This is a genomic window from Acinetobacter shaoyimingii, assembly GCF_011578045.1.
In the GTDB taxonomy this organism is placed as follows: Bacteria; Pseudomonadota; Gammaproteobacteria; order Pseudomonadales; family Moraxellaceae; genus Acinetobacter; species Acinetobacter shaoyimingii.
Window position 1 is genome coordinate 1152938 of record NZ_CP049801.1, and the last position, 24647, is coordinate 1177584.

1 protein-coding gene is annotated in these 24647 nt (G+C 40.2%); it reads left to right on the forward strand.

The features are described from left to right. Nucleotides 1-430 precede the first annotated feature (430 nt). A complete protein-coding gene (locus G8E00_RS05240) occupies nt 431-24568 on the forward strand; it encodes an Ig-like domain-containing protein (RefSeq protein WP_166222449.1) in 24138 nt (8045 codons plus the stop codon). Nucleotides 24569-24647: the final 79 nt, after the last annotated feature.

A 24647-nucleotide genomic window follows, 5' to 3' on the forward strand; every position in this document is an offset into this window, starting at 1 on the left:
ATTCGCTTATTTTGAGCTTTTGAATTGATATTATTATCTTAAATAAAAGTTATAATGCCTTGAATAAATTTATTTATTTTAAATTTCATTAGCATTTTTTCTTTCAATAAAATAGTTGATTTTTAATTTTAAAAATAATCATTGTTTGTTTGTAACTCATTGTTTTTGAATTATTAATATGTGTTTTTCTATTTTGTTGTAAAGTTTACTTTTATAGAAAATAATCAAGTTAATTTAATATTTAATATGCTGGTATTATTTTTCTTCTAAAATATTTATTTTGTATTTAGTAGTTTTAAATCGTTTGTTATGTGTAGTAAAATAAACTATAAAAGTAGTTATAATAATTTTTAAAAATATAGATGAAATTGGTTTTTATATAAGATTTTTAAATTAAAAAAATAATACGCCAAAAATAAAGGATAAGAATATGCAAATTATTTCAAAATCTACACATAACGTACTCTTAAAAACTGGGGCGAATAGCGTAAAGCTGTCTGAAAACTCGGTAGTTGTCTTAGATATATCGATTAGTGATATTGAATCCATTTTGCATGAGGGTACATCTGCCGTAGTTGTATTAAAAAATGGTGAAAGAATCATCATCGAAGATTTTTTTAAAGAAAATACTGATCATGATTTGGTTTTTAAAGACGGTGTTCGTCTTTACCGTGCAGAATTCTCGGCTGATGAAGTTTTTATTCGCTATGATTTGATCAATGACATTGAACCTTTACTTTATCATCATCCAATTGATGCAGCCTTGCCTTGGGCAGGTGGTTTTACGGCCGCGGGTATTCTTGCTGCACTCATTGGCAGAGGCGGTGGTGGTGGGAAATCTTCAGATCCAGTGCCGACAGCAAAAATTAAAATAACAAACATTTCAGATGATTCTGGTTTAGCAAGTAATGACTTTGTTACTAATATTCAAAACTTATCCATTAGCGGTACTATTTCTGAACCATTGACTGCGGATGATCGCGCTCAAATTAGTGTCGATGACGGAATTACATGGATAGACCTGACGGTGAATTCAAACGGTCAATGGACTTATTTCGATACTCGTACATTGTCTGAGGGAACTTATACGTATCAAGTTCGTGTTATAGACGCAGCAGGTCAAGTGGGTTCTACCGATAGTCGTAATGTCACCATTGATATAACAGCGCCAGATTCAGACGATTATGAAATTCAAATCACAGCCATTAGTGATGATCTTGGTTTAGATACGACTGACTTTATTACTTCCGATACCAGCTTGACCATTCACGGAACTCTTTCTCAAACTTTACCTGCCAATGAATATGCACAAATCAGTACAGACAATGGCGTCACTTGGACAACGCTCAGCGTTAATCTTTTAGGACAGTGGTCTTATACAGATGGACGAACATTGACTGATGGACAATATACCTATCAAGTCCGTGTTGTTGATGCTGCAGGAAATGTTGGTTCAACTGCAAGTCAAATTGTAACCATCGATACGCATGGACCTGATACAAGCAACATCATTGAAATTTTATCGATTACGGACGACAGCGGTTTAAGTTCAACAGACTTTATCACCAGTGATAAAACACTTTTTGTTCAAGGTCAAATCTCTCAATCTTTGTTGGCTGATGAGTCTGTACAAATCAGTATTGATAACGGATTAAATTGGCAAAATCTCAATGTGAGTGGTTCTGGACAATGGACTTATTTTGATGCACGTACATTAAACGACGGTCAATATATTTATCGCGTTCGAATTGTTGATGATGCTGGAAATATAGGCTCTACAGATTTAAAAACGGTCACTGTTGATACGCAAGCACCTGATGCACTAACAAAAAGGATAGAAATCACGGGAATAGTTGAGGACACAGGGGTCAGTAATAATGACTTTATTTCTCAAAGTACAAATATTGCAGTTAAAGGGACTTTAACAGGTCAATTACAAGCCAATGAAGTTGCCCAAATCAGTATTGATGGTGGTAACACTTGGGAAGACCTTATAGTTACAAGTGGCGCTTGGACGTATATAGATGGGCGAACATTGACTGATGGTGAATATACCTATCGAGTTCGTGTTGTAGATTTAGCGGGTAATGTGGGATCAACAGATTCTCAAGTGGTTGAAGTAGATACACTTCCGCCAGACACTGCGCTGAACACCATTAGTATTACTTCCATTAGTGAAGACTCAGGCTTATCAGCTACGGACTTTATAACCAATGATAAAAGTTTAACGATTCGAGGTGATTTAACTGGAACTTTAGGTGCAGGTGAAAATGCACAAATTAGTATAGACAATCAAAACTGGGTCAATCTAGGTATTGCATCCAATGGTCACTGGACTTTTGTCGATAACCGTACGCTTTCAGACGGTCATCATACTTATTATGTGCGTGTTATAGATACCGCTGGTAATGTGGGCTCAAACAGTCAAAGAGTGGTTACCATTGATTCTTCAGCACCTGATAATCAAACCAAAGTGATCCAAATTACCAGTATTAGCGATGATACTGGCTTAAGCAGTACCGATTTTATCACGCAGGATGATCAAATCACCATTCATGGAACCTTAACAGGAAATTTAGATACGGATGAAGTTGCCCAAATCAGCCGTGATGGTGGAGCAAGTTGGGAAGGTTTAGTTGTTATTTCAAATCAATGGAGTTATGCGGTACCAGGTACTTTAACCGATGGTGAATATAACTTCTTAGTCAGAGTCGTAGATCAAGCGGGTAATGTGGGCTCAACTGACAGTCAATTGGTCAAAATTGATGGCACTGAACCCGATACAAATACCAAGCAAATTGCTATTACAGCGATCAGTGATGACACGGGTTTAAGCAACACCGACTTTATCACCAGCGATAAAAGTCTCACCATTAGAGGGACTTTAACAGGAACCTTGGCATCCGATGAATTCGCACAAATCAGTATTGATGGTGGGTTGAATTGGATCAATATCTCTGCAAATTCATTAGGCCATTGGTCTTATGTGGATACACGGACACTCTCAGATGGTGATCATGAATATCGTGTACGTATCATCGATCAAGCGGGAAATGAAGGAGATACAGATCAACGCATTGTTAAAATTGATTCTGATGCTCCAGATCCACTCAATAAAATCATTAAAATTACAGCAATTACTGAAGATACAGGCTTAAGCACCTCAGATTTTATTACCAGTGATACTGTTTTAAGTGTCAGCGGGACTTTATCAAATCCATTGGCCAGTAGTGAGTTTGCTCAAATCAGTATAAATGGCACGTCATGGACAAATTTAGACGTTAATTCGTTGGGGAACTGGTCGTTTAGTGATGGACGAATATTAACCAATGGTCAATATACCTATTATGTGCGTGTTGTCGATACCGCTGGAAATGTGGGCTCAACACATTCACAAGTTGTGACGGTTGATACTGAAAAAGCAGATACAGACAAAATTGAAATTTTGATTACTGCAATCACTGAAGACACGGGTTTGAGCAATTCAGACTTTATTACCAAGGATAAGAGTTTAGAGGTCAAGGGCACCATTTCGGCACAACTTGCTTCTAATGAATATGCCCAAATCAGTATTGATAATGGTTCAACATGGGGGAACCTTTCTGTCAATTCAGCCAGACAGTGGTCTTATACAGATCAGCGCAATTTAACGGATGGTGACTATACCTATTATGTTCGAGTGGTTGATCAAGCGGGAAATATTGATTCAGAACATAATCAACTGGTCAAGATTGACTCTCAAGCACCTGATGCACTCTCTAAAACAATTGCGATTACCTCAATCAGTGATGATACAGGCTTAGATAGCACAGATTTTATCACCCATGATGATAGCTTAACCATTCATGGTTCTTTGAATGGAACGCTTGCAGCAGATGAGTTTGCGCAAATTAGTTTAAATGGCTCGACTTGGGAAGATTTAACGATCGTCGCTGGTGAGTGGAGCTATGTCGATACACGTACATTAAATAATGGCAATTATACCTATCAAGTTCGTGTGGTTGACAGTGCTGGAAATGTTGGATCAATAGATTCACAAGTCGTTAAAATTGATAAAAATTCGCCTGATACAAGTACAAAAGTCATCTCTATCACGTCCATTACCCAAGATACTGGTTTAAATGGTGAGGATTTTATTACCAATGACAATGATTTTACCGTCAATGGTCATTTAACAGGAACGCTCAGTTCAGATGAGTTCGCGCAAATCAGTGTAGATGGTGTGAATTGGTTTAACTTAGTAGTTGATGCACAAGGTGATTGGTCATATGACAACCCATCAACACTTTCAGATGGTGAATATACTTATTCCGTACGTGTTATAGATCGTGCGGGTAATCTAGGGTCAACTGATAGCCAAGTGGTTGTCGTCGACTCTGCAGCGCCAGATACAGCAGTCAATGAAATTAGAATTACATCCATTAGTGATGACACTGGTTTAAATACGACAGACTTTATTACTTCCGATAATTCATTGACCATTCATGGGACCTTGACTGGAACGCTTGAAAATGATGAGTTTGCTCAAATCAGTATAAATGGCACGACTTGGGTCAATCTAAATATTAATTCATTCGGTCAATGGTCATATAACGATTCAAGAACACTTGGTGATGGAAACTATACCTATCGCGTGAGAGTGGTAGATACTGCAGGAAATGTCGGTTCAAATCATAGTCAAGTCGTGAAGGTTGATACAGCAGAACCAAATACCACATCACACCAAATTAAAATTACAGGCATCACAGAAGATACAGGTCTTTATACCAATGACTACATCACCAGTGATAAAAATATCACGATATTTGGAACACTGAGCGGCACACTTGCGTCTGATGAATATGCGCAAATGAGTCTTAATGGAACGACTTGGATTAATTTGTCTGTCAATTCAAGTGGAAATTGGACCTATGTAGATAGCCGAACTTTGGATGATGGACAGTATACCTATCAGGTACGTGTGATCGATCAAGCGGGGAACCTAGGTTCAATCGATTCTAAAGTCGTGACCATTGATACAGCACCTCCGAATCCACTGGATAAAATCATTCAAATCACGTCTATATCAGAAGATACAGGTCTAGAAACAAATGACTTTATCACCAGTGATAATAGCTTGACCATTCTTGGGACATTAAGTAGTGCGTTAGATACAGGTGAATTGGCTCAAATCAGCATTGATAATGGGCTCAATTGGATCGAACTTTCAGTTAACTCACTAGGTGAATGGAGCTATATTGATGGACGGAATTTAGTAAGTGATGATTATACCTATCGAGTCCGTGTTATTGATACGGCAGGGAATCTTGGCTCATCAGATACAAAAACAGTCACAGTAGATTTACTCGAACCAAATCCAAATACCAAAGTGATCAAAATCGAATCGATTACAGATGATACAGGTTTGTTAAATAACGATTATGTGACCCAAGATCGTAGCTTGACGATTCACGGGTCATTTACTGGTGCATTAGGTTCAGGTGAATATGCTCAAATTAGTGTAGATGGAACCACTTGGAATAATCTCCTCATTTCCAACAATACATGGAGTTATGAAGATCATCGAATTTTAAGTGATGGTCAATACACCTATAGCGTCCGTGTTATCGATACTGCAGGTAATGTCGGATCCAGTGATAGCAAAGTTGTAACCGTCGATAATGCTGTGCCTGATGTCAATGAAAAAATCATCGAAATACTTTCTATTACCAATGATACTGGTTTGGAAAACAATGATTTCATTACCAGTCATCGTCAATTTACTCTGAATGGTCAATTGACTGGAACGCTGGATGCGGATGAAGTTGCTCAAATTCGCGTCAATGCTGGAAATTGGCAAGACTTAACCGTGGGCGCCAATGGTCTTTGGCAATATCCAAATAGCACTAATTTAAATGCGGGTGAATATATTTATGAAGTTCGTATTATTGACACAGCAGGCAATGTTGGCTCAACCGCAAATCAAACCGTTAAACTTGATTATACCAGTCCTGACACCACAGAAAATAGCATAAAAATAACATCAATTAGTGACGATACAGGCTTAAGTTCTATAGATTTCATTACTCAAGATCGAAGTCTCACTATCTATGGTCAAATTGATGGTACTGGAACACTGGCGCCAGACGAATTTGCGCAAATCAGTTTAGATGAAGGTGTCACCTGGCATAATTTACAGGTAGATGCTACACGTCATTGGAGTTATGACGACCATAGATTACTCAACAATGATACATATATTTATATGGTTCGTATTGTCGACACTGCGGGGAATATCGGTTCTGAGGATTTTATAGAAGTAGAAGTAGATTATGATGTACAACATATCAATAAAATTATTCGAATCACAGCGATAGAAGAAGACACTGGATTAAGTTCGACGGACTTTGTGACCCATCAAGATACCAATCTCATAATAAAAGGCACATTGTCAGTACCGTTAGTCCCGACTAAAGAGTTTGCGCAGATTAGTTTGGACGGCTCAACGTGGACAACATTGACCGTAACAAATGGTGAATGGAGCTATACAGAGCCTACTATTTTGGCAAATGGCGAACATCGCTATTATGTTCGTGTGGTCGATGTCGCAGGAAATGTAGGTTCTACGCACAATGAATTGATTAAAATCGATACTGCAAAACCAGATGAATTAACTAAACAAATTGAAATTACAGGAATATCTGATGACACCGGTTTAAGTGCGACAGATTATATGACCAGTGATAAAAGCCTGACTATTCATGGCACTTTCACAGGCACACTTGCGACTGATGAATTTGCACAAATTAGTGTGAATGGTACGACATGGTTTAATTTATCTATTGAAAGTGATGGATCATGGAGCTATGTGGATGGGCGTACTCTCGCCGACGGTGAATATACTTATCACGTTCGCGTGGTGGATCAAGCTGGAAATATAGGATCAACGGACAGTCAATTGGTGACCGTTGATGCAACCAAACCACTAAATACGATAGTCATCGATATTGTCGCAATTAATGCAGACACAGGCTTAAATAGTTCAGACTTCATTACCAGTCATAATGAAAATCTAACCGTATCAGGCACACTGACTGGAATTTTAGAGGCAGGTAAAGAATTTGCACAGATCAGTTATGACAATGGTCTCTCTTGGACAGACTTAACAGTCGATGCCAATGGTGACTGGAGTTATATTGATACTCGAACCCTCACTGATGGACAGCACAATTATCAAGTTCGAGTCATCGACCAAGCGGGTAATGTTGGATCAATAGACAGTCAGCTTGTCACCATCGATACGCATGAACCTGATGATACCGTCAATATCATTAGAATCACTGCAATCAGCGAAGATACAGGATTGGATCCTGAGGACTTTATTACCAGTGATAATAGCCTCACCATTAAAGGAACCTTCACAGGCACTTTAGCATTGGGTGAATATGCACAGATCAGTACAGATGGAACAACATGGCATAACTTAACCATTGTTGGCGGTGCATGGAGCTATGTCGATAATCGATTATTGGCTAATGGTACACACGATTACTTTGTTCGTGTTGTCGATACAGCAGGTAACGTCGGATCAGTAGATCAAAAAACTGTGACCGTCGATTCGAATGATCCATTGGTGACGATTCAAATTACAGAAATCAGTGAAGATACGGGTTTAAATACCAATGATTTCGTGACCAGCGATGACATTTTGACCGTGAAGGGGACATTGTCAGACCCATTAAATGCAGATGAAATTGCACAAATCCGAGTAGATAACGGTAGCTGGATGAATGTCGAAGTCAACGTCACAGATCAGACTTGGCACTATGATTTCACGACAGCATGGGCTTCAGGTTCACACAATATTGAAGTGCGTGTCACCAATACCGCAGGTAATGTTGGTTCTACCGATAGCCAAGTGGTTATTATTGATAAACAAGCACCAGACGCATCGAATAAAGTGATTAAAATCACCAGCATTAGTGATGACACAGGCTTAAGCGAAACAGACTTTATTACCAGTGATAAGAGTTTGACTGTTCATGGGACGTTGACAGGAACATTGGGTAATGATGAGTTTGCACAAATACGTGTGAACGGCGGAACTTGGTCAACTTTAAACATCAATAACGGCGCTTGGAGTTTTGTTGACAATCAAGTTTTGATCAGTGGTGATCGTACTTATGAGGTTCGTGTCGTCGATCTAGCAGGTAATCTCGGTTCAGACGATATTAAACTGGTCGTCGTTGATGACACAGCACCAGATTCAAGTGATAAACAAATTCAGATCACTTCGATCAGTGATGATACAGGGCTAAGTAATGCAGACTTTATTACCAATGACCAAACCCTCATCGTACGTGGACATTTAAGTGGCGTGCTGGATAATGATGAATTCGCTCAAATCAGTATCAATGGTATCAGTTGGGAAACACTGAGTGTTGCGACCAATGGTGATTGGAGTTTCAATGATAGTCGGACTCTAACATCAGGAAACCACACCTATTATGTGCGCGTTGTAGATACCGCTGGCAATATTGGTTCAACACACAGCCAAATTGTCAAGGTCGATGTTGAACGTCCAGACATTGTGAATAAAACCATTCAAATTACCAGCATTAGTGATGATACAGGTTTAAGCGCTACCGATTTTAAAACCAATGATCAAACATTAGTAATCCATGGACAAGTGAATGGTACTTTAGCTGCTGATGAATTTGCTCAAATTAGTATTGATGGAACAAACTGGGAAACCTTAACGTTAAACAACGGGCAGTGGAGTTACACGGATTCTCGAACCTTAGTTCATGGAGCTTACACTTATCAAGTGCGTATCGTTGATAGTGCAGGTAATGTCGGTTCAACATCTCAACAAACGGTTCAGGTCGATTTAAATCCGCCAAGTCCTATAGATAAAATAATTCACATTACAGCGATTAGTGACGACACTGGTTTAGCGAATAACGATTTTGTGACCAATGATCGGACTCTGACCGTGAAGGGCAACATTGTTGGTAGTTTAGCGACCGATGAATATGCCCAAATCAGTATAGATAATGGCGCAACGTGGTCAACACTCACTGTAACGGCAAATCAGTGGGAATATCTGGATGGTCGAAACTTGGCTGACGGTACGTACAAATACATGGTTCGTATTGTCGATGCTGCAGGTAACGTTGGATTTACGTCAGAGCAGGATGTCATTGTTGATGGTTTGCCTCCAAACACAACAAATCATGTGATTAAGATTACCTCTATTTCAGAAGATACCGGTTTATCCAGCACTGATTTTATCACTTCAGATAATCAACTTACCGTAAATGGTACATTGACAGGCACATTGGCCAGCAATGAGTTTGCCCAAATCTTAATTGATGGTGACTGGGTCGATGTAACTGTGACAGGAAACAATTGGAGTTATGTCGATAGTCGTGCTCTTCCACCGGGTGATTATATCTATGAAGTACGTGTGGTGGACCGTGCAGGCAATGTTGGATCGACACACAGCCAAGCGGTGAAAATTGATCAAACTGGACCAAATGTAGCAACAAATGAAATAAAAATTACAGAAATTAGTGACGACACAGGACTGTTAGATGATGATTTTGTAACTCAAGATAAAACACTGACCATTCATGGAACTTTGACTGGTACCTTAGCAGCAGATGAGTTTGCGCAAATTAGTATTGATGGAACGACTTGGACAACGCTCACTGTTAGCGCGGGAACATGGAGTTATGTGGATGGTCGTACCTTGGCGGATAATACATATACTTACTATGTACGAGTGGTCGATCAAGCGGGTAATGTGGGCTCAACCCATGAAGAAGTCGTTACAGTGGATAACGAGGCGCCTAGTGATTCAGATAAAGTCATTCAAATTACTGGAATCACTGATGATACAGGCATATTGAATAATGACTTTGTCACACAAGATCGAAGTTTGATTATCAACGGAACATTAACAGGGGCATTGGCTATAGATGAATTTGCTCAGATCAGTCTAGACGGCATAACATGGTCAGATGTTTTACTCTCTGGTGCAAATTGGACCTTTAATACAGACACATTAAATGACAACAGTACCTATACAATTGAAGTTCGTATTGTTGATCTTGCGGGTAATGTAGGATCGACAGATAGTCAAATTGTCGTGATAGATAACACTGCGCCTAGCTTAAGTAAAGTGATTAAAATTACAGCAATTACGGATGATACAGGTTTAAATTCAACTGATTTTTATACACAGGATGACCAATTGACTGTCAGTGGAACCCTGACAGGAACATTGCTTGCAGGTGAATATGCCCAAATCAGTGTTGATGGAACAGACTGGGAAATCTTAAGCATCAGCAATAATACATGGAGCTATGTCGATAGTCGTGTACTTGCTGATGGCAGCTATACATATTATGTCCGCGTCGTGGATAAAGCAGGAAATGTTGGTTCAACGCATAGCCAAGTTGTGGTCATTGATAATGATGCACCAAGTACCACAGATAAAGTCATTGCGATAACAGCTATAGATGACGATGATGGTATTGATACCAGTGACTTTTTGACCACCGATAATACCCTGATTGTACGAGGTACTTTATCTAATCCACTTGAGGTCGATGAAGTCGCCCAAATTCGATTGAATAATGGGTTATGGCAAAATCTAACTGTGACCAATGGCCAATGGACTCATGATGATCAAGCCAATGTTTTAAGTAATGGTACACATACTTATTATGTGCGTGTCATTGATCTTGCAGGCAATGTGGGTTCAACTCATCAAAAAGACATTGTGGTCAATGCAAGCATTCCAGACTACACAATTCACATCAATTCAATTACAGAAGATACTGGTTTGAGTTCGAGTGATTTCATTACCAATAATGATACCATCACTGTGAATGGTCACGTGCTTGGCACCTTAACGGGTGATGAGCAGGTTCAAATTAGTTTAGATGGAACACTCTGGATAAATTTAACCTTAAATTCAAATCAAGAATGGACTTACACCATCCCAGATGCATTGGCAGATGGTCAACATAATGTATTTGTTAGAATTTTAAACAATGTCGGAGCTGAGATATCTACCGACAGTCAAACCATTACAGTCGATACAGAAGTCCCTGATATAAGTTCCAAAGTCATTCACATTACATCAATCAGTGAGGACACCGGTTTAGATGATCAAGACTTTATTACCAGTGATACTTCACTCACCATTAGTGGAACGTTCACGGGTACTTTAGCAAGCGGTGAACATGCGCAAATTTCAGTTGACGGTACAACTTGGATCAATTTAACGCTGGATGCGAGTGGCAATTGGCATTTTGTTGATAACAGAACACTTGGTCATGCCAATTATACCTATCAAGTGCGTGTAGTCGATGATGCAGGTAATGTCGGCTCAACAGATAGCAAAGTGGTGACTGTCGATTTAGATGCTCCTGACGAAGATAATATTGCAATTTTAATCACAGCAATTGATGAAGACACAGGCATTTCCTCAACCGATTTTATCACTTCAGATCCTGAGTTTAGTATTTCGGGTACAGTCAATGATGTCACTTTATTGGCTACAGGTGAAATTGCTCAAATCCGTGTGAATGGTGGAAATTGGATCAATTTAACACTCGATGCCTCTGGAAACTGGACCTATCAAAACCCACAAGCGCTGACTCATGGTACTTACTCATATGATGTTCGTATCGTGGATCAAGCAGGGAACGTTGGATCAACCGCTAGCCAAAACGTAACGCTTGATTTGAATGCTCCTGATCCAATTACCAAAGAAATTATTATTCTTGGTATTACGGATGATACAGGTTCAAGTGCTCAAGATTATATTACCAATGACACGCAAATCGAAATATATGGAACCTTGTCTGGCATTTTAACAGCCAACGAATTTGCTCAAATAAGTATCGATAATGGTTCAAGTTGGGTAGATTTAATTGTCACGAATGGCGAATGGACTTACGATGATCAACGTACTTTAACGCAAGGGGATCATACTTATTTGGTACGCGTGGTTGATCGTGCAGGCAATGTCGGTTCTACAGACAGTCAGATTGTCAAAGTTGATTTGGATGCGCCAGATCCAGCAACAAAGATTATTGCAATCACGTCCATTTCTGATGATACGGGTCTATTCAATAATGACTTTAATACCAGCGATACCTCGTTAACGGTTCATGGAACGATTACAGGGACTTTAGCCAGTGATGAATATGCACAAATCAGCATTAATGGCACGGATTGGGTAACGCTGAGCATTAACAATGGTGAATGGTCGTACATCGATAATCGCAATTTAACGCATGGTTCATATACGTATGAAGTACGTATAGTCGATGCTGCGGGTAATGAGGGTTCGACTGACAGTCAAGTGGTTGTGGTGGATACCATTGAACCTGATAACACCAATAAGACCATTCATATTACTGCCATAGATGCGGATACTGGAACAGCAAACGACTTTGTGACCAATGACCAGAATTTAATCATTCATGGTGAAGTCGCTGGAGTCTTGGCTTCAGATGAGCGTGCTCAAATCAGTATTGATGGTGGCAACAGTTGGATTACCCTTGTTGTCGCTCCAAATGGAGAATGGAGTTATGACGATACAGATCGAACATTAGTAGACGGTGACCATACTTATCATGTTCGTATTGTGGATTTGGCCGGAAATGTAGGGCATAGCAGTTCGCAAGTCGTCAAAGTTGATACTGCGATTCCTGACTTAAATATTCAAATTACCAGCATTAGTGATGATACGGGGCTATACAACAATGACTTTATTACCTCTGATCGGAGCTTAACTGTTCACGGTACTGTATCGGGTACGCTGACTAGCCTTGGCGTTGCACAAATCAGTCTAGATGATGGTGCAAATTGGATTAATCTCACAATCACTTCAGGTACATGGTCATATACCGATACCAGATCACTTGCAGACGGAACACATAACTATATTGTTCGTGTATTCAATACTGCGGGTACAGTGGCATCAACAGATGATCAGACGGTAACGATTGATAATGCTGCACCAGATGTTCTGACCAACGTGATTCGAATTACAGCCATAACAGACGATACAGGCTTATTCAATAATGACTTTAATACGTTAGATCGAGAACTGATAGTTTCTGGTACTTTAACGGGAACACTTGGTAGTAATGAGTTTGCGCAAATTAGTGTGGATGGAACCAACTGGACAACGTTAATCGTTACAGCAAATACGTGGAGTTTTGATGACTCACGTGAATTATTGGATGGTCAACATACTTATTATGTACGTGTTGTTGATGCTGCTGGCAATGTGGGTTCAACACATAGCCAAGTGGTGACTGTAGACAATGTTTCACCAGATGCAACAGATAAAGCCATTACGATTACAGGTATCACTCAAGATACAGGTCTATTCAATAATGACTTTATCACTAGTGATAAAAATATCACGGTCAGAGGTGCATTATCAGGTCCACTAGGTTCAAATGAATATGCACAAATCAGTATTGATGGGGGGGCCACATGGACCAATTTAGCCGTCAGTAATGGACTTTGGAATTATTTAGATGGTCGTACACTCGCAAATGGAGCTCATGTTTACCAAGTTCGTGTAGTCGATGCAGCAGGAAATGTAGGTTCTACCGCCACTCAAACGGTGACTGTAGACACGGATGCACCAAGCACAGCCCATGTTATTCGTATCACAGCAATCAGTGATGATACAGGATTGAGTGGCACTGATTTTATCACGTCAGATCGAGAATTAACCGTATTTGGCACATTGACTGGCAGGGCACTCGCAAGTGATGAATTCGCTCAAATTAGCCTCAATGGTTCGACATGGGTGAACTTAACAGTCGATAGTGCAGGTAATTGGAACTATGTCGATACACGAGTATTGAATAATGGCGAATATACCTATTCCGTTCGTGTGGTCGATACAGCAGGAAACGTTGGTTCAACACATAGTCAAATTGTGAAAGTTGATTATGTCAATCCTTCTGTCAGCATTGAAATTTTATCCATGACTGAAGATACAGGTCTGTCATCTACTGATTTCATCACCAGTGACAAAGCTTATGTGCTTTCAGGACAAGTCACGGGTACTTTGGACATGGATGAAGTGGCACAAATCAGTTTTGATGCTGGGGTTACATGGATTGAATTGAGTTTAGACTCCAATGGACGTTGGAATTATCAAGAACAACGAACACTGTTAGATGGAACATATACCTACTTGGTTCGTATTGTTGATGCTGCAGGAAATGTCGGTTCAACAGATAACCAAAATGTAGTTTTAGATACTGTAGCGCCCGATGTATTGACCAAAGTCATCGCGATTACGGCTATTTCGGATGATACTGGTCTAAGTTCAAATGACTTTGTCACCAGTGACACGACATTAACACTCTCTGGAACCTTAACAGGAACTCTTGCTGCCAATGAATTTGCACAGATTAGTCTAAATGATGGCGTTACTTGGACAAATTTAGTCATCAGCAGCGGAACATGGACTTTTGTTGATGGTCGTGACCTTGATGATGGTGAACATGAATATTTAGTACGCATTGTTGACAGTGCAGGCAATGTGGGTTCTACCGACAGTCAAATTGTAAAAGTTGATACTACACAGCCAGATGTAAGTACTCAAGTTATTCAAATTACGGCAATTTCTGATGACACTGGCTTAAGTGATTCAGACTTTATTACCAGTGATAAAAATCTAACCGTGAAAGGGACACTTACAGGCACGTTGGCTCTGGATGAAGTTGCCCAAATCAGTGTAAACAATGGCAATGATTGGATCAATTTGACTATAGGTTCAGGAGGTACTTGGACCTATGTGGATGGTCGGACATTGACAGATGGTAACCATACTTATTTAGTTCGTGTAGTCGATACGGCGGGTAATGTCGGATCAACCGATAATCAAGTCGTAACTGTCGATACTGCTGCGCCAAATGTGATGAGCAAAGTCATTCAGATCACATCAATTACTGATGATACGGGTTTAAGTAGCACAGACTTTATCACCAATGATGATCAAATTAGTATTCATGGAACATTTACAGGAACTTTAGCATCAGGTGAATATGCTCAAATCAGTATAGACAATGGCGCGACTTGGGAAGACTTAACGATTTCGGGAACCACATGGACCTATCAAGATAACCGAACTTTAGATGATGGCTCATATACCTATTTAGTCCGTGTGGTCGACGATGCAGGAAATGTCGGTTCTAACGACAGTCAAGTGGTTCGTATAGATAGTGATGTACCCAATGTTCTAACCAAAACGATTAGCATAAGCGCTATATCTGAAGATACTGGACTGAGCGATACTGATTTTATCACCAGTGATAAAAACTTAAGCATTTATGGCCAAGTCACTGGAATTTTGACTACAGATGAATTTGCTCAAATTAGTCTAGATGGCGGTACATCTTGGATCAATCTTGGTGTCAATTCACTCGGTCAATGGAGCTATATTGATACTCGAACATTAGCTGATGGTTCACATGAATATCAAGTGCGCATCGTTGATACAGCGGGCAATGTCGGTTCCACAGCAAATCAAACTGTTCTTGTAGATTCAACACAACCAGATATTTTGACCAAAGTGATTCAAATCACAGCAATCACAGAAGATACGGGTCTGAGCAATTCTGACTTTGTGACAAATGATCAGCTATTAACAATATCAGGAACATTGAGTGGCACTTTAGCAACGGATGAGTTCGCTCAAATCAGTGTTGATGGTGTGGATTGGATTGACTTAACTGTCAATTCGATTGGGCAGTGGTCTTATGCAGATGGCCGTACATTAGCAGACGGTTCATATACCTATTTAGTTCGAATCATTGATACTGCGGGTAATGTGGGCTCAACGGATACGCAAGTTGTAAGGGTTGATCTCAATGCACCTGCAGCCACCATTAATATCACTGCTATTAGTGATGATACAGGTGCAAGCAATAATGACTTTATTACCAGTGATAATACTTTAACCATTCGAGGTACCGTCAGCGGTAGCTTAGCTGCTTTTGAATACGCACAAATTAGTATTGATAATCAAAATTGGGTCAATTTAGTCATTGCCAGTGATGGTTCATGGTTCTATGAAGATGAGCGTGTATTGATCAATGACAGTCACTACTATTATGTCCGTATTATTGATCAGGCTGGAAATATTACTTCTCTGGATTCCCAAGAGGTGGTGGTCAATGCAATTGCGCCGTCATCTACCATTCAGATCACTGGAATTTCAGATGATACCGGTCTGAGCAATAGCGATTACATTACCAGTGACAACGAAAATCTTGTTATTCATGGGACTTTGGTTGGCGTATTGGAAGCAGATGAACGAGCAGAAATTACCTTAAATAATGGTGCAAGTTGGGAAACAATAACCATTCAGCCAGATGGAACGTGGAGTTTTTTAGATACACGTACATTATTAGATGGTCAATATACCTATCGGGTGCGTGTTATTAATCTGGTTGGAACGAGTGGTTCGACAGCAACGCGCGTTGTCACGATTGACACCGATGCACCAGATGCAAGTCAAGTCTCAATTGATATCACCAGTATTAGTGAAGACACAGGCTTATCTGCGACAGATTTCATTACCAGTGACCAAAACTTAGTCATCAAAGGTACATTAACAGGCACTTTGGCTGTTGGTGAGGTTGCTCAAATCAGTCTAGATCAGGGAGTGAATTGGATCAATCTCGCTGTAAGCAATGGAACATGGGAATATATTGATGCACGAACACTGACAAATGGCGATCACATTTATCAAGTGCGTGTTGTGGATGCCGCAGGAAATTTTGATCCGAATGATGTAGTGTCAAAAACAGTGACGATTGACGTTCAAGCACCAGATCCAATCACTAAGGTGATTGAAATTACTGCAATCAGTGATGATACAGGTTTGAGTGACCATGATTTCATCACGCGTGATACAAGTATTACCGTGCATGGTACAGTCAGTAATCCACTGGCTCCGAATGAGTTTGCGCAAATCAGTATCAATGGTGGTAGTACATGGATCACTTTGTCACTAAACAGCGCTGGCGCTTGGGATTATGTCGATGCTCGTCCACTGAGTAGTGGTAACTATACGTATCTCGTTCGTGTCGTTGATACCGCCGGTAATGTCGGCTCAACAGATAGCCAAGTCGTCGTCATTGATAGCCAAGAACCCGATATGCTGACTAAAGTCATTACCATTACCAGCATTAATGAAGACACAGGTTTAAGTGCTAGTGATTTCATCACCAATGATAGAAATTTGACTATTTACGGCAATGTGACAGGTGCGTTGACCGCAGATGAATTTGCACAGATCAGTTTAGATAATGGTGCAAACTGGACCACATTACAGCTGGGTTCCAATGGTCAGTGGTCATATGTTGATGGTCGTACATTGAACAATGGTACTTACCATTATCAAGTGCGTGTAATAGATACAGCGGGGAATGTCGGCACAGTCGATGACAAAGATGTAGTGATTGACTTTTTGGCACCAGATACCGCGACAAAAGTGATCCAAATTACTGCGATTAGCGATGACACGGGTTCATCGAACAATGACTTTATTACCTATGATACCTCGCTGACCATTCATGGTTCAGTGACTGGTGTATTGGCTACCGATGAATTTGCGCAAATCAGTGTCGATGGTACAACTTGGACAAATCTAACGCTTAATTCGTCAGGTCAATGGAGTTATATCGACCCTCGAATATTGGATGGCAATAACACCGATTATACCTATTATGTTCGTGTGGTTGATACTGCGGGAAATGTCGGTTCTACGCATAATAAAGTGGTCACCATTGACACCCAAGAACCAAGTACAACGGATCATCAAATTCTGATCACAGCGATTAGTCAAGATACAGGATTATCAACCACAGACTTTATCACCAACGACCAAAATCTGACGGTTTTAGGAACCTTAACAGGGACTTTGGCTGCCGATGAATTTGCCCAAATCAGTGTGAATAATCTCACTTGGAGCAATTTATCAGTGAACTCATTGGGTCAATGGAGCTATGTCGATGGACGTACATTGGCTGACGGCGACTACACTTATTATGTTCGAGTGGTCGACACTGCTGGAAATGTAGGATCGACGCATAGTCAATTGGTGAAAGTAGATAACACTGCGCCAACGGGTATCACGATCAGTATTGATTCAATCAGTGATGATACTGGGCTATCTGCAACTGACTTTGTGACCAATGATACCAGTTTAACCGTACATGGCAGTATCACAGGAACATTGCTTGTAGATACACAGGCCCAAATCAGTATAAATGGTACGGATTGGGATAATCTGACGGTGAATTCTTTAGGCGAGTGGAATTATGTCGATACTCGTACATTGTCAGATGGAAGTTATCACTACTATGTTCGAGTGGTCGATACCGCTGGAAATATTGGTGCAACGGACAGTCAAGTGGTCAAAGTCGATCTTGCTAAACTAGAAGATTTGACAAAAATCATTACTATCACAGGAATCACTGAAGACACGGGTGTGAGCTCAACAGACTTCATTACCTCAGATACCAATATAACCCTTCGAGGCACATTGGCAGGAACCTTGGCCAGTGATGAATTTGCGCAAATCAGTGTTAATAATGGTATGGATTGGATCAACCTTGCAGTCAATAGTTTAGGAATCTGGACTTATCTGGATACTCGAACATTGAGCAATGGAGATCATACCTATTTGGTTCGTGTGATTGACCAAGCAGGCAATGTGGCAACCACAGATGATCGAGTGGTTAAAGTCGATACTCAAGCACCCATTGCCACAAAAGAAATTAAAATTACGTCAATCAGTGATGATACAGGTTTAAGCGATTCAGATTTTATTACCAAAGATCAATCTCTGACTGTTCACGGGACACTAAGTGAAGCGTTGATCGAAGGTGAATATGCTCAAATTAGTCTCAATGGTACAGATTGGTTCCAACTAAGCATTTCTTCCATAGGCGAATGGAGTTATGTCGATACACGTCCTCTAAGTGATGGTCATTATACCTACTCTGTCCGTGTCATAGATACCGCAGGCAATGTCGGATCATCTGATACGCGAGTGGTGAAAGTCGATACAGAACAACCCAATACAACCACTAAAACCATCGAGATTACCGGAATCACTGAGGACACTGGTGCGTCAAATTCAGATTTTATCACCAGTGATACTCACTTAACCATTAGAGGTAACGTGCAGGGTGCTCTCGCTGTTGATGAGTTTGCACAAATTAGTATTGATGGTGGCACGACGTGGTTCACACTCGACATCAGTTCAGCAGGCCTATGGAATTATGTCGATACAAGGACACTCACACATGGCGTACACAACTATATGGTGCGTATTGTTGATAGTGCAGGCAACGAAGGATCAACAGCAAATCAGAATGTAACGGTCGATACCCAAGTGTCTAACCCAGATGATGTTGAAATTAAAATCACATCAATCTCTGATGATACTGGACGTTTTGGTCTAGATAATGACTTCATTACTTCAGATCAGACCATTACATTGCATGGCACATTAACAGGCGTTTTAGCTGGTGATGAAAAAGCACAAATTAGTATAAATAATGGGACCAGTTGGATTGATTTAATCATGAGCAATGGTCAATGGAGTTATACCGTAAATCAAAGCTTAGATGACGGCGATTATCCATTCTTGGTACGTGTAGTCGATACTGCAGGTAATGTGGGTTCCAATGACTATCAAGTCGTTACGATTGACACTGAAAGGCCAAATATTGTTTCGAAAGTGATTAGTATAACGTCCATCTCGGATGATAACGGTATATATCCAAATGACTTTATCACCAATGATCAAAATATTACGGTACATGGAACAGTGTCGGTAGCTTTAGCTGCGGATGAATATGCTCAAATCAGTATCGATGGTGGCGTGAATTGGGTAGATCTTGCGGTTAACTCAGCAAATGTTTGGAATTATATCGACGGACGTACATTGATTGATGGCACTTATACTTATCAAGTACGCATTGTAGATACTGCGGGTAATGTTGGTTTTAGTACATCACAACAAGTCACCATTCAAACAGCTGAGACTACGCCGTCTACTGCGATTATTGAAATCGTGAGTATTAGTGATGACACGGGTGTGTCTTCGACTGACTTTATTACCAATGATCAGAGCATCACTGTCAACGGCACATTGACTGGCACTTTAAATCCAACTGAAATTGCTCAAATTAGCTTTAACAATGGCGTATCGTGGCATTTACTAGACATTATCAATGGAAATTGGAGCTATGTCGATGGACGAACATTAGATCATGGTAGCTATACTTATCGAGTCAGATTGATTGATACAGCAGGCAACTTGGGTTCCACAGATCAAATTCAGGTTGAGGTCGATTTAATTGATCCAGACACTGACAATATTATTGAGATCAAAGGCATCACTGAAGATACAGGTATATCAAACAGTGATTATTTGACCCATGATAAAACATTCACCATTTTTGGCACCATCACAACAGTACTAAATGCAGGTGAATATGTTCAAATCAGTCATGACAATGGTGTGACGTGGCATTTGGCTACGGTAAATGGGTTAAATTGGAGTTTTGCTGAAACACATACTTTAATAGATCAAACCTATACGTATATTGCCCGTATTGCAGATGCCGCGGGCAATGAAGGCAGTCGTGATACCCAGAATGTGACCATTGATACGGTAGCACCAAACAAAACCATCAGTATTACAGGGATTAGTGATGACACAGGTGCAACAGATCATGTCAATAATCAAAATACAGGCACCATTAATGCCAATAATGATTTCATTACACGTGATAAAACCCTATTGATTCATGGTTCAGTGTCTACAGTGCTATTGGCAAATGAAATTGCACAAATCAGTTTGGATGAAGGTGATACGTGGATCGATCTAACGGTTAACGGTACATCTTGGACCTATGATGACACCAGTCGTACATTGAGCAATGGTGAACATACCTATCAAATTCGAATTGTTGATCATGCTGGCAACGCAACGCCTGTGTTCAGTAAAGTGGTGATTGTGGATGACGTCGCACCGACCAATACTATTTTAATCACCTCAATTTCTGATGATCTTGGTGTCAGTAATAGTGACTTTATTACCAATGACACCAGCTTAACGGTGCGTGGTTCTGTTTCTGGAACTTTAGCCACAGGTGAACGAGCACAAATTAGTATAGATGGTGGTTTAACTTGGGTTAATTTGACAGTGAACAGTGGTTTATGGAGCTATCCAGATACTCGAACCTTAGTACATGGTTCTTATACCTATCAAGTGCGCATTATTGATACGGCTGGAAACTTAGGTTCAACAGATACGCAAGAAGTCATTATTGATACCGTAGGTCCAACGCAAACCGTGACGATTTCATCTTATTTTGATGACATAGGTTTTAGTCAAGGTATGGTCACAACTAATAATTCACAAACTGATGACCGAAATCCAACATTACATGGTACAGTGAGTACCAATTTGGCTTCTGATGAAACAGTTGCGGTTTATCAAACACTTGCTGGTGAAACAACCTTCGTTGGTTACGCTGATGTGACGGGCACGGCATGGAGCATAGAGGTTAACACTGGGCTTCAAGATGGTAAAACCTACGCTTTTTATGCGCAAGTCGTCGATTATGCGGGTAACGTAGGTGCTGAAAGTTTGCGTTTTAACATCCAGATAGATTTAACGGTTATTGTCAACGCGCAAAGTACTTTAGATACAACACCAATCGTAACGGGTTCAACAGGGTTTAAAATTTTACCTGGAGAATATTTGGAAGTAACCATTGGTGGAACAACCTATTCGTCACAAACAGGTGCTGTGGTCATAGATCCAATCAATAACACTTGGTATGTGCAGGTTGCAAACAACTTAGAGGAAGGTACCTATAATGTAGTTGCTATTCTAAAAAATGCGACAGGAACCATTACCCAAGACGACACCAGCAACGAATTGGTCGTTTCATCAGCACCAGCGGCGCCTTTATTACCTGCATCTTCAGATACTGCGAATAAAGGGGTGTCAATTACAATCGGTGAAAATGGGCAATGGCGAATCTTTGCCAATATGAATGTGCTCGATGGTAATGCAACTTCTAGTACCAATTTAGGAAGTTTCAACGTTAATACTCTTAAAGGTAATAATTCAAGTGGTGTGGTTGGTACAGTGACATTTATCGACTTTGACCGTGATGGTGACATGGATATTTTTGGTAGTGATGATTATTATCAAGATGGTCAACAAGCCTTTGAGAATAAAAGTTCAAGCTATGTACAGCCTAGCGTGACTGGAAATACCAATGTGGCAGGAAATACAGGTTACTATGCTTTCCAAGTAGGTAGTGTCGGGCACAATGATGGAGGGAGTCGTGTTGACTATAGTGGTACTGGTGTTACCAGTGCCAATACATGGTCTTGGCGTGCTGCGATTGTAGCTTATGACAAAATAGGCGATGGTTATGTCGACTTAGTTTATGGGGATAATTCACCCAATGATGCTGAAGCTGGACAAGGAAGAGATAGTAGTTTTGTATTAAACAATGGCACTGGACTTAAGGGGGCTACCAATCCAAACTTCGAAAAAGATCCTGCACTTGTTTATGATGCTGTTTCAGGTGGAATTGAAAGTGGACAGTCATCACCAGGTAAGGAAATATCAGTTGTAGATATTAACAATAATGGAACAGTTGATATCGTATTTCATGCGGATTATCTCTCTAACAGGATTAGTAACACAGTATCCGGGCCGAATGCTACAGGAACTTCAAATAATGGCCGTTTAGTCGTCGTGAGTAATGATGGTACCAATAGCACTGATCCGTTGAAAGGACTACAGGTGACCCAAATTATTGAGAATGTGTTTCTTAATGATAATGCCGATAGATACGATGGCATCTCGATGACTTGGGCAGATTTTAATGGTGATGGCTGGTTAGATTTATTCTTGGCAACAACAGCTGTGCAAAATAATAGTAAAATTTTCTTTAATGATAATGGCAAAATTGCAGCAACAGCACCAGCCAGCTCTGGTATTAGTGGCGGATATGACACCACAAAAATGTATATTTTTAGTGATGGTGTAAAAGGTGGTGGCTCGGCGGCTATTGATTGGAATGCTGATGGACGCATGGATATTATTGAAATTCCATATTATACGGCAGCAAATATAGGAACCAATGTTGCACAAAATGTCTTGTTATTTACCAATACATCATCAGCAACTTCAACAACATTTAGTCAATCAACACTGATTAATATTCCTGGTACTGCAGCTAATGCTGATCAAATTAGTGGCTTTTTGATTTTAGATATCAATTATGATGGCGCACAAGATGTGATTTTCTTTACAGGAAACGCTGGAACAACCTTAGTCAAAAATACCAATGTAGTGCAAGACGGCACCAGTATACATGTTCGAATTTTAGATCAGCAGGGGATTAATGCTTTATTTGGCAACACTGTGAAACTCTACGACAGCACAGGTAAACTGATTAGTACACAAGTGTTAAATGCACAGTCAGGTAACCAAACCAGTGATTCAACAGCTTTGCTAAGTTTCTATGGTTTAGATCCCAATGAAACCTATAGTTTGGTTATGTTGAGAAATATTAATGGTGTGGCACAACATGTGGGTGGTCAAAGTAGCATTGGTGGATTTAGCATTGCCAATGTCAATGAAGCATGGACAGGTCTTAAGGCAACTTCTGCATCGAGTGCCTTTGTTTTGACTGCTGAAGCAGGAACCGCAACCAATAATGCTAATCTTACCCGTAAACTCAATAATGGAACTGCTGGAACTGAATCGGTCGGTATTTTGGGAACGGGCTACAATGATACCTTCTTCGCGACTTTAGGCAATGATGTCTATGACGGAGCAGGTGGTAGTTCGATTGTTTCAGGAACTCGTCTTTGGAGTGATACAGGCGGTTTAGATATTGTGGATTATAAACTGGCTGGTCATACGGCTATTACGGTCAATTTAGGACTCACAACGGCTCAAAACACAGGATTTGGAACGGCGACCTTTAAAAATATAGAAGGGATTGCTGGGACTTCTGGTGATGATGTCTTCACTGGCAACAACAAAAACAACTATTTTGAAGGTCGTGGAGGCGATGATACATTTAATATCGCTACTGGCGGTCAAGACACGCTTATGTATAAACTTTTACTTGCAGGCGATGCAACAGGTGGTAATGGCAGTGACGTGGTCAACGGTTTCAAAGTAGGTACGGTAGAAGCCACACCAGATGCTGATATTATCAATATTAAAGAGTTATTGATTGGTTATGTGGCAGATGCAGATGGTGCTGCACATTATATTAATGGTGTAGCAACTCTGGATGCCAATGAAACCATAACGGAGTATTTATCTGTGACTGTGGTTGGAAATAACACCGTCATTCAGATCGATCGTGATGGTGCGGGTGAAGATTATAACTTTACAACACTCATCACACTCAATAATGTTCAAACAGATATACAAACTTTGTTGGCAAATCACCAAATTGTGATTGGATAATTCAGATTAGGTGTAAAGAAAGAGTGCTTCGGCACTCTTTTTTTATGACTGTTTGATGTCCTAAATGAGATTCAAAATT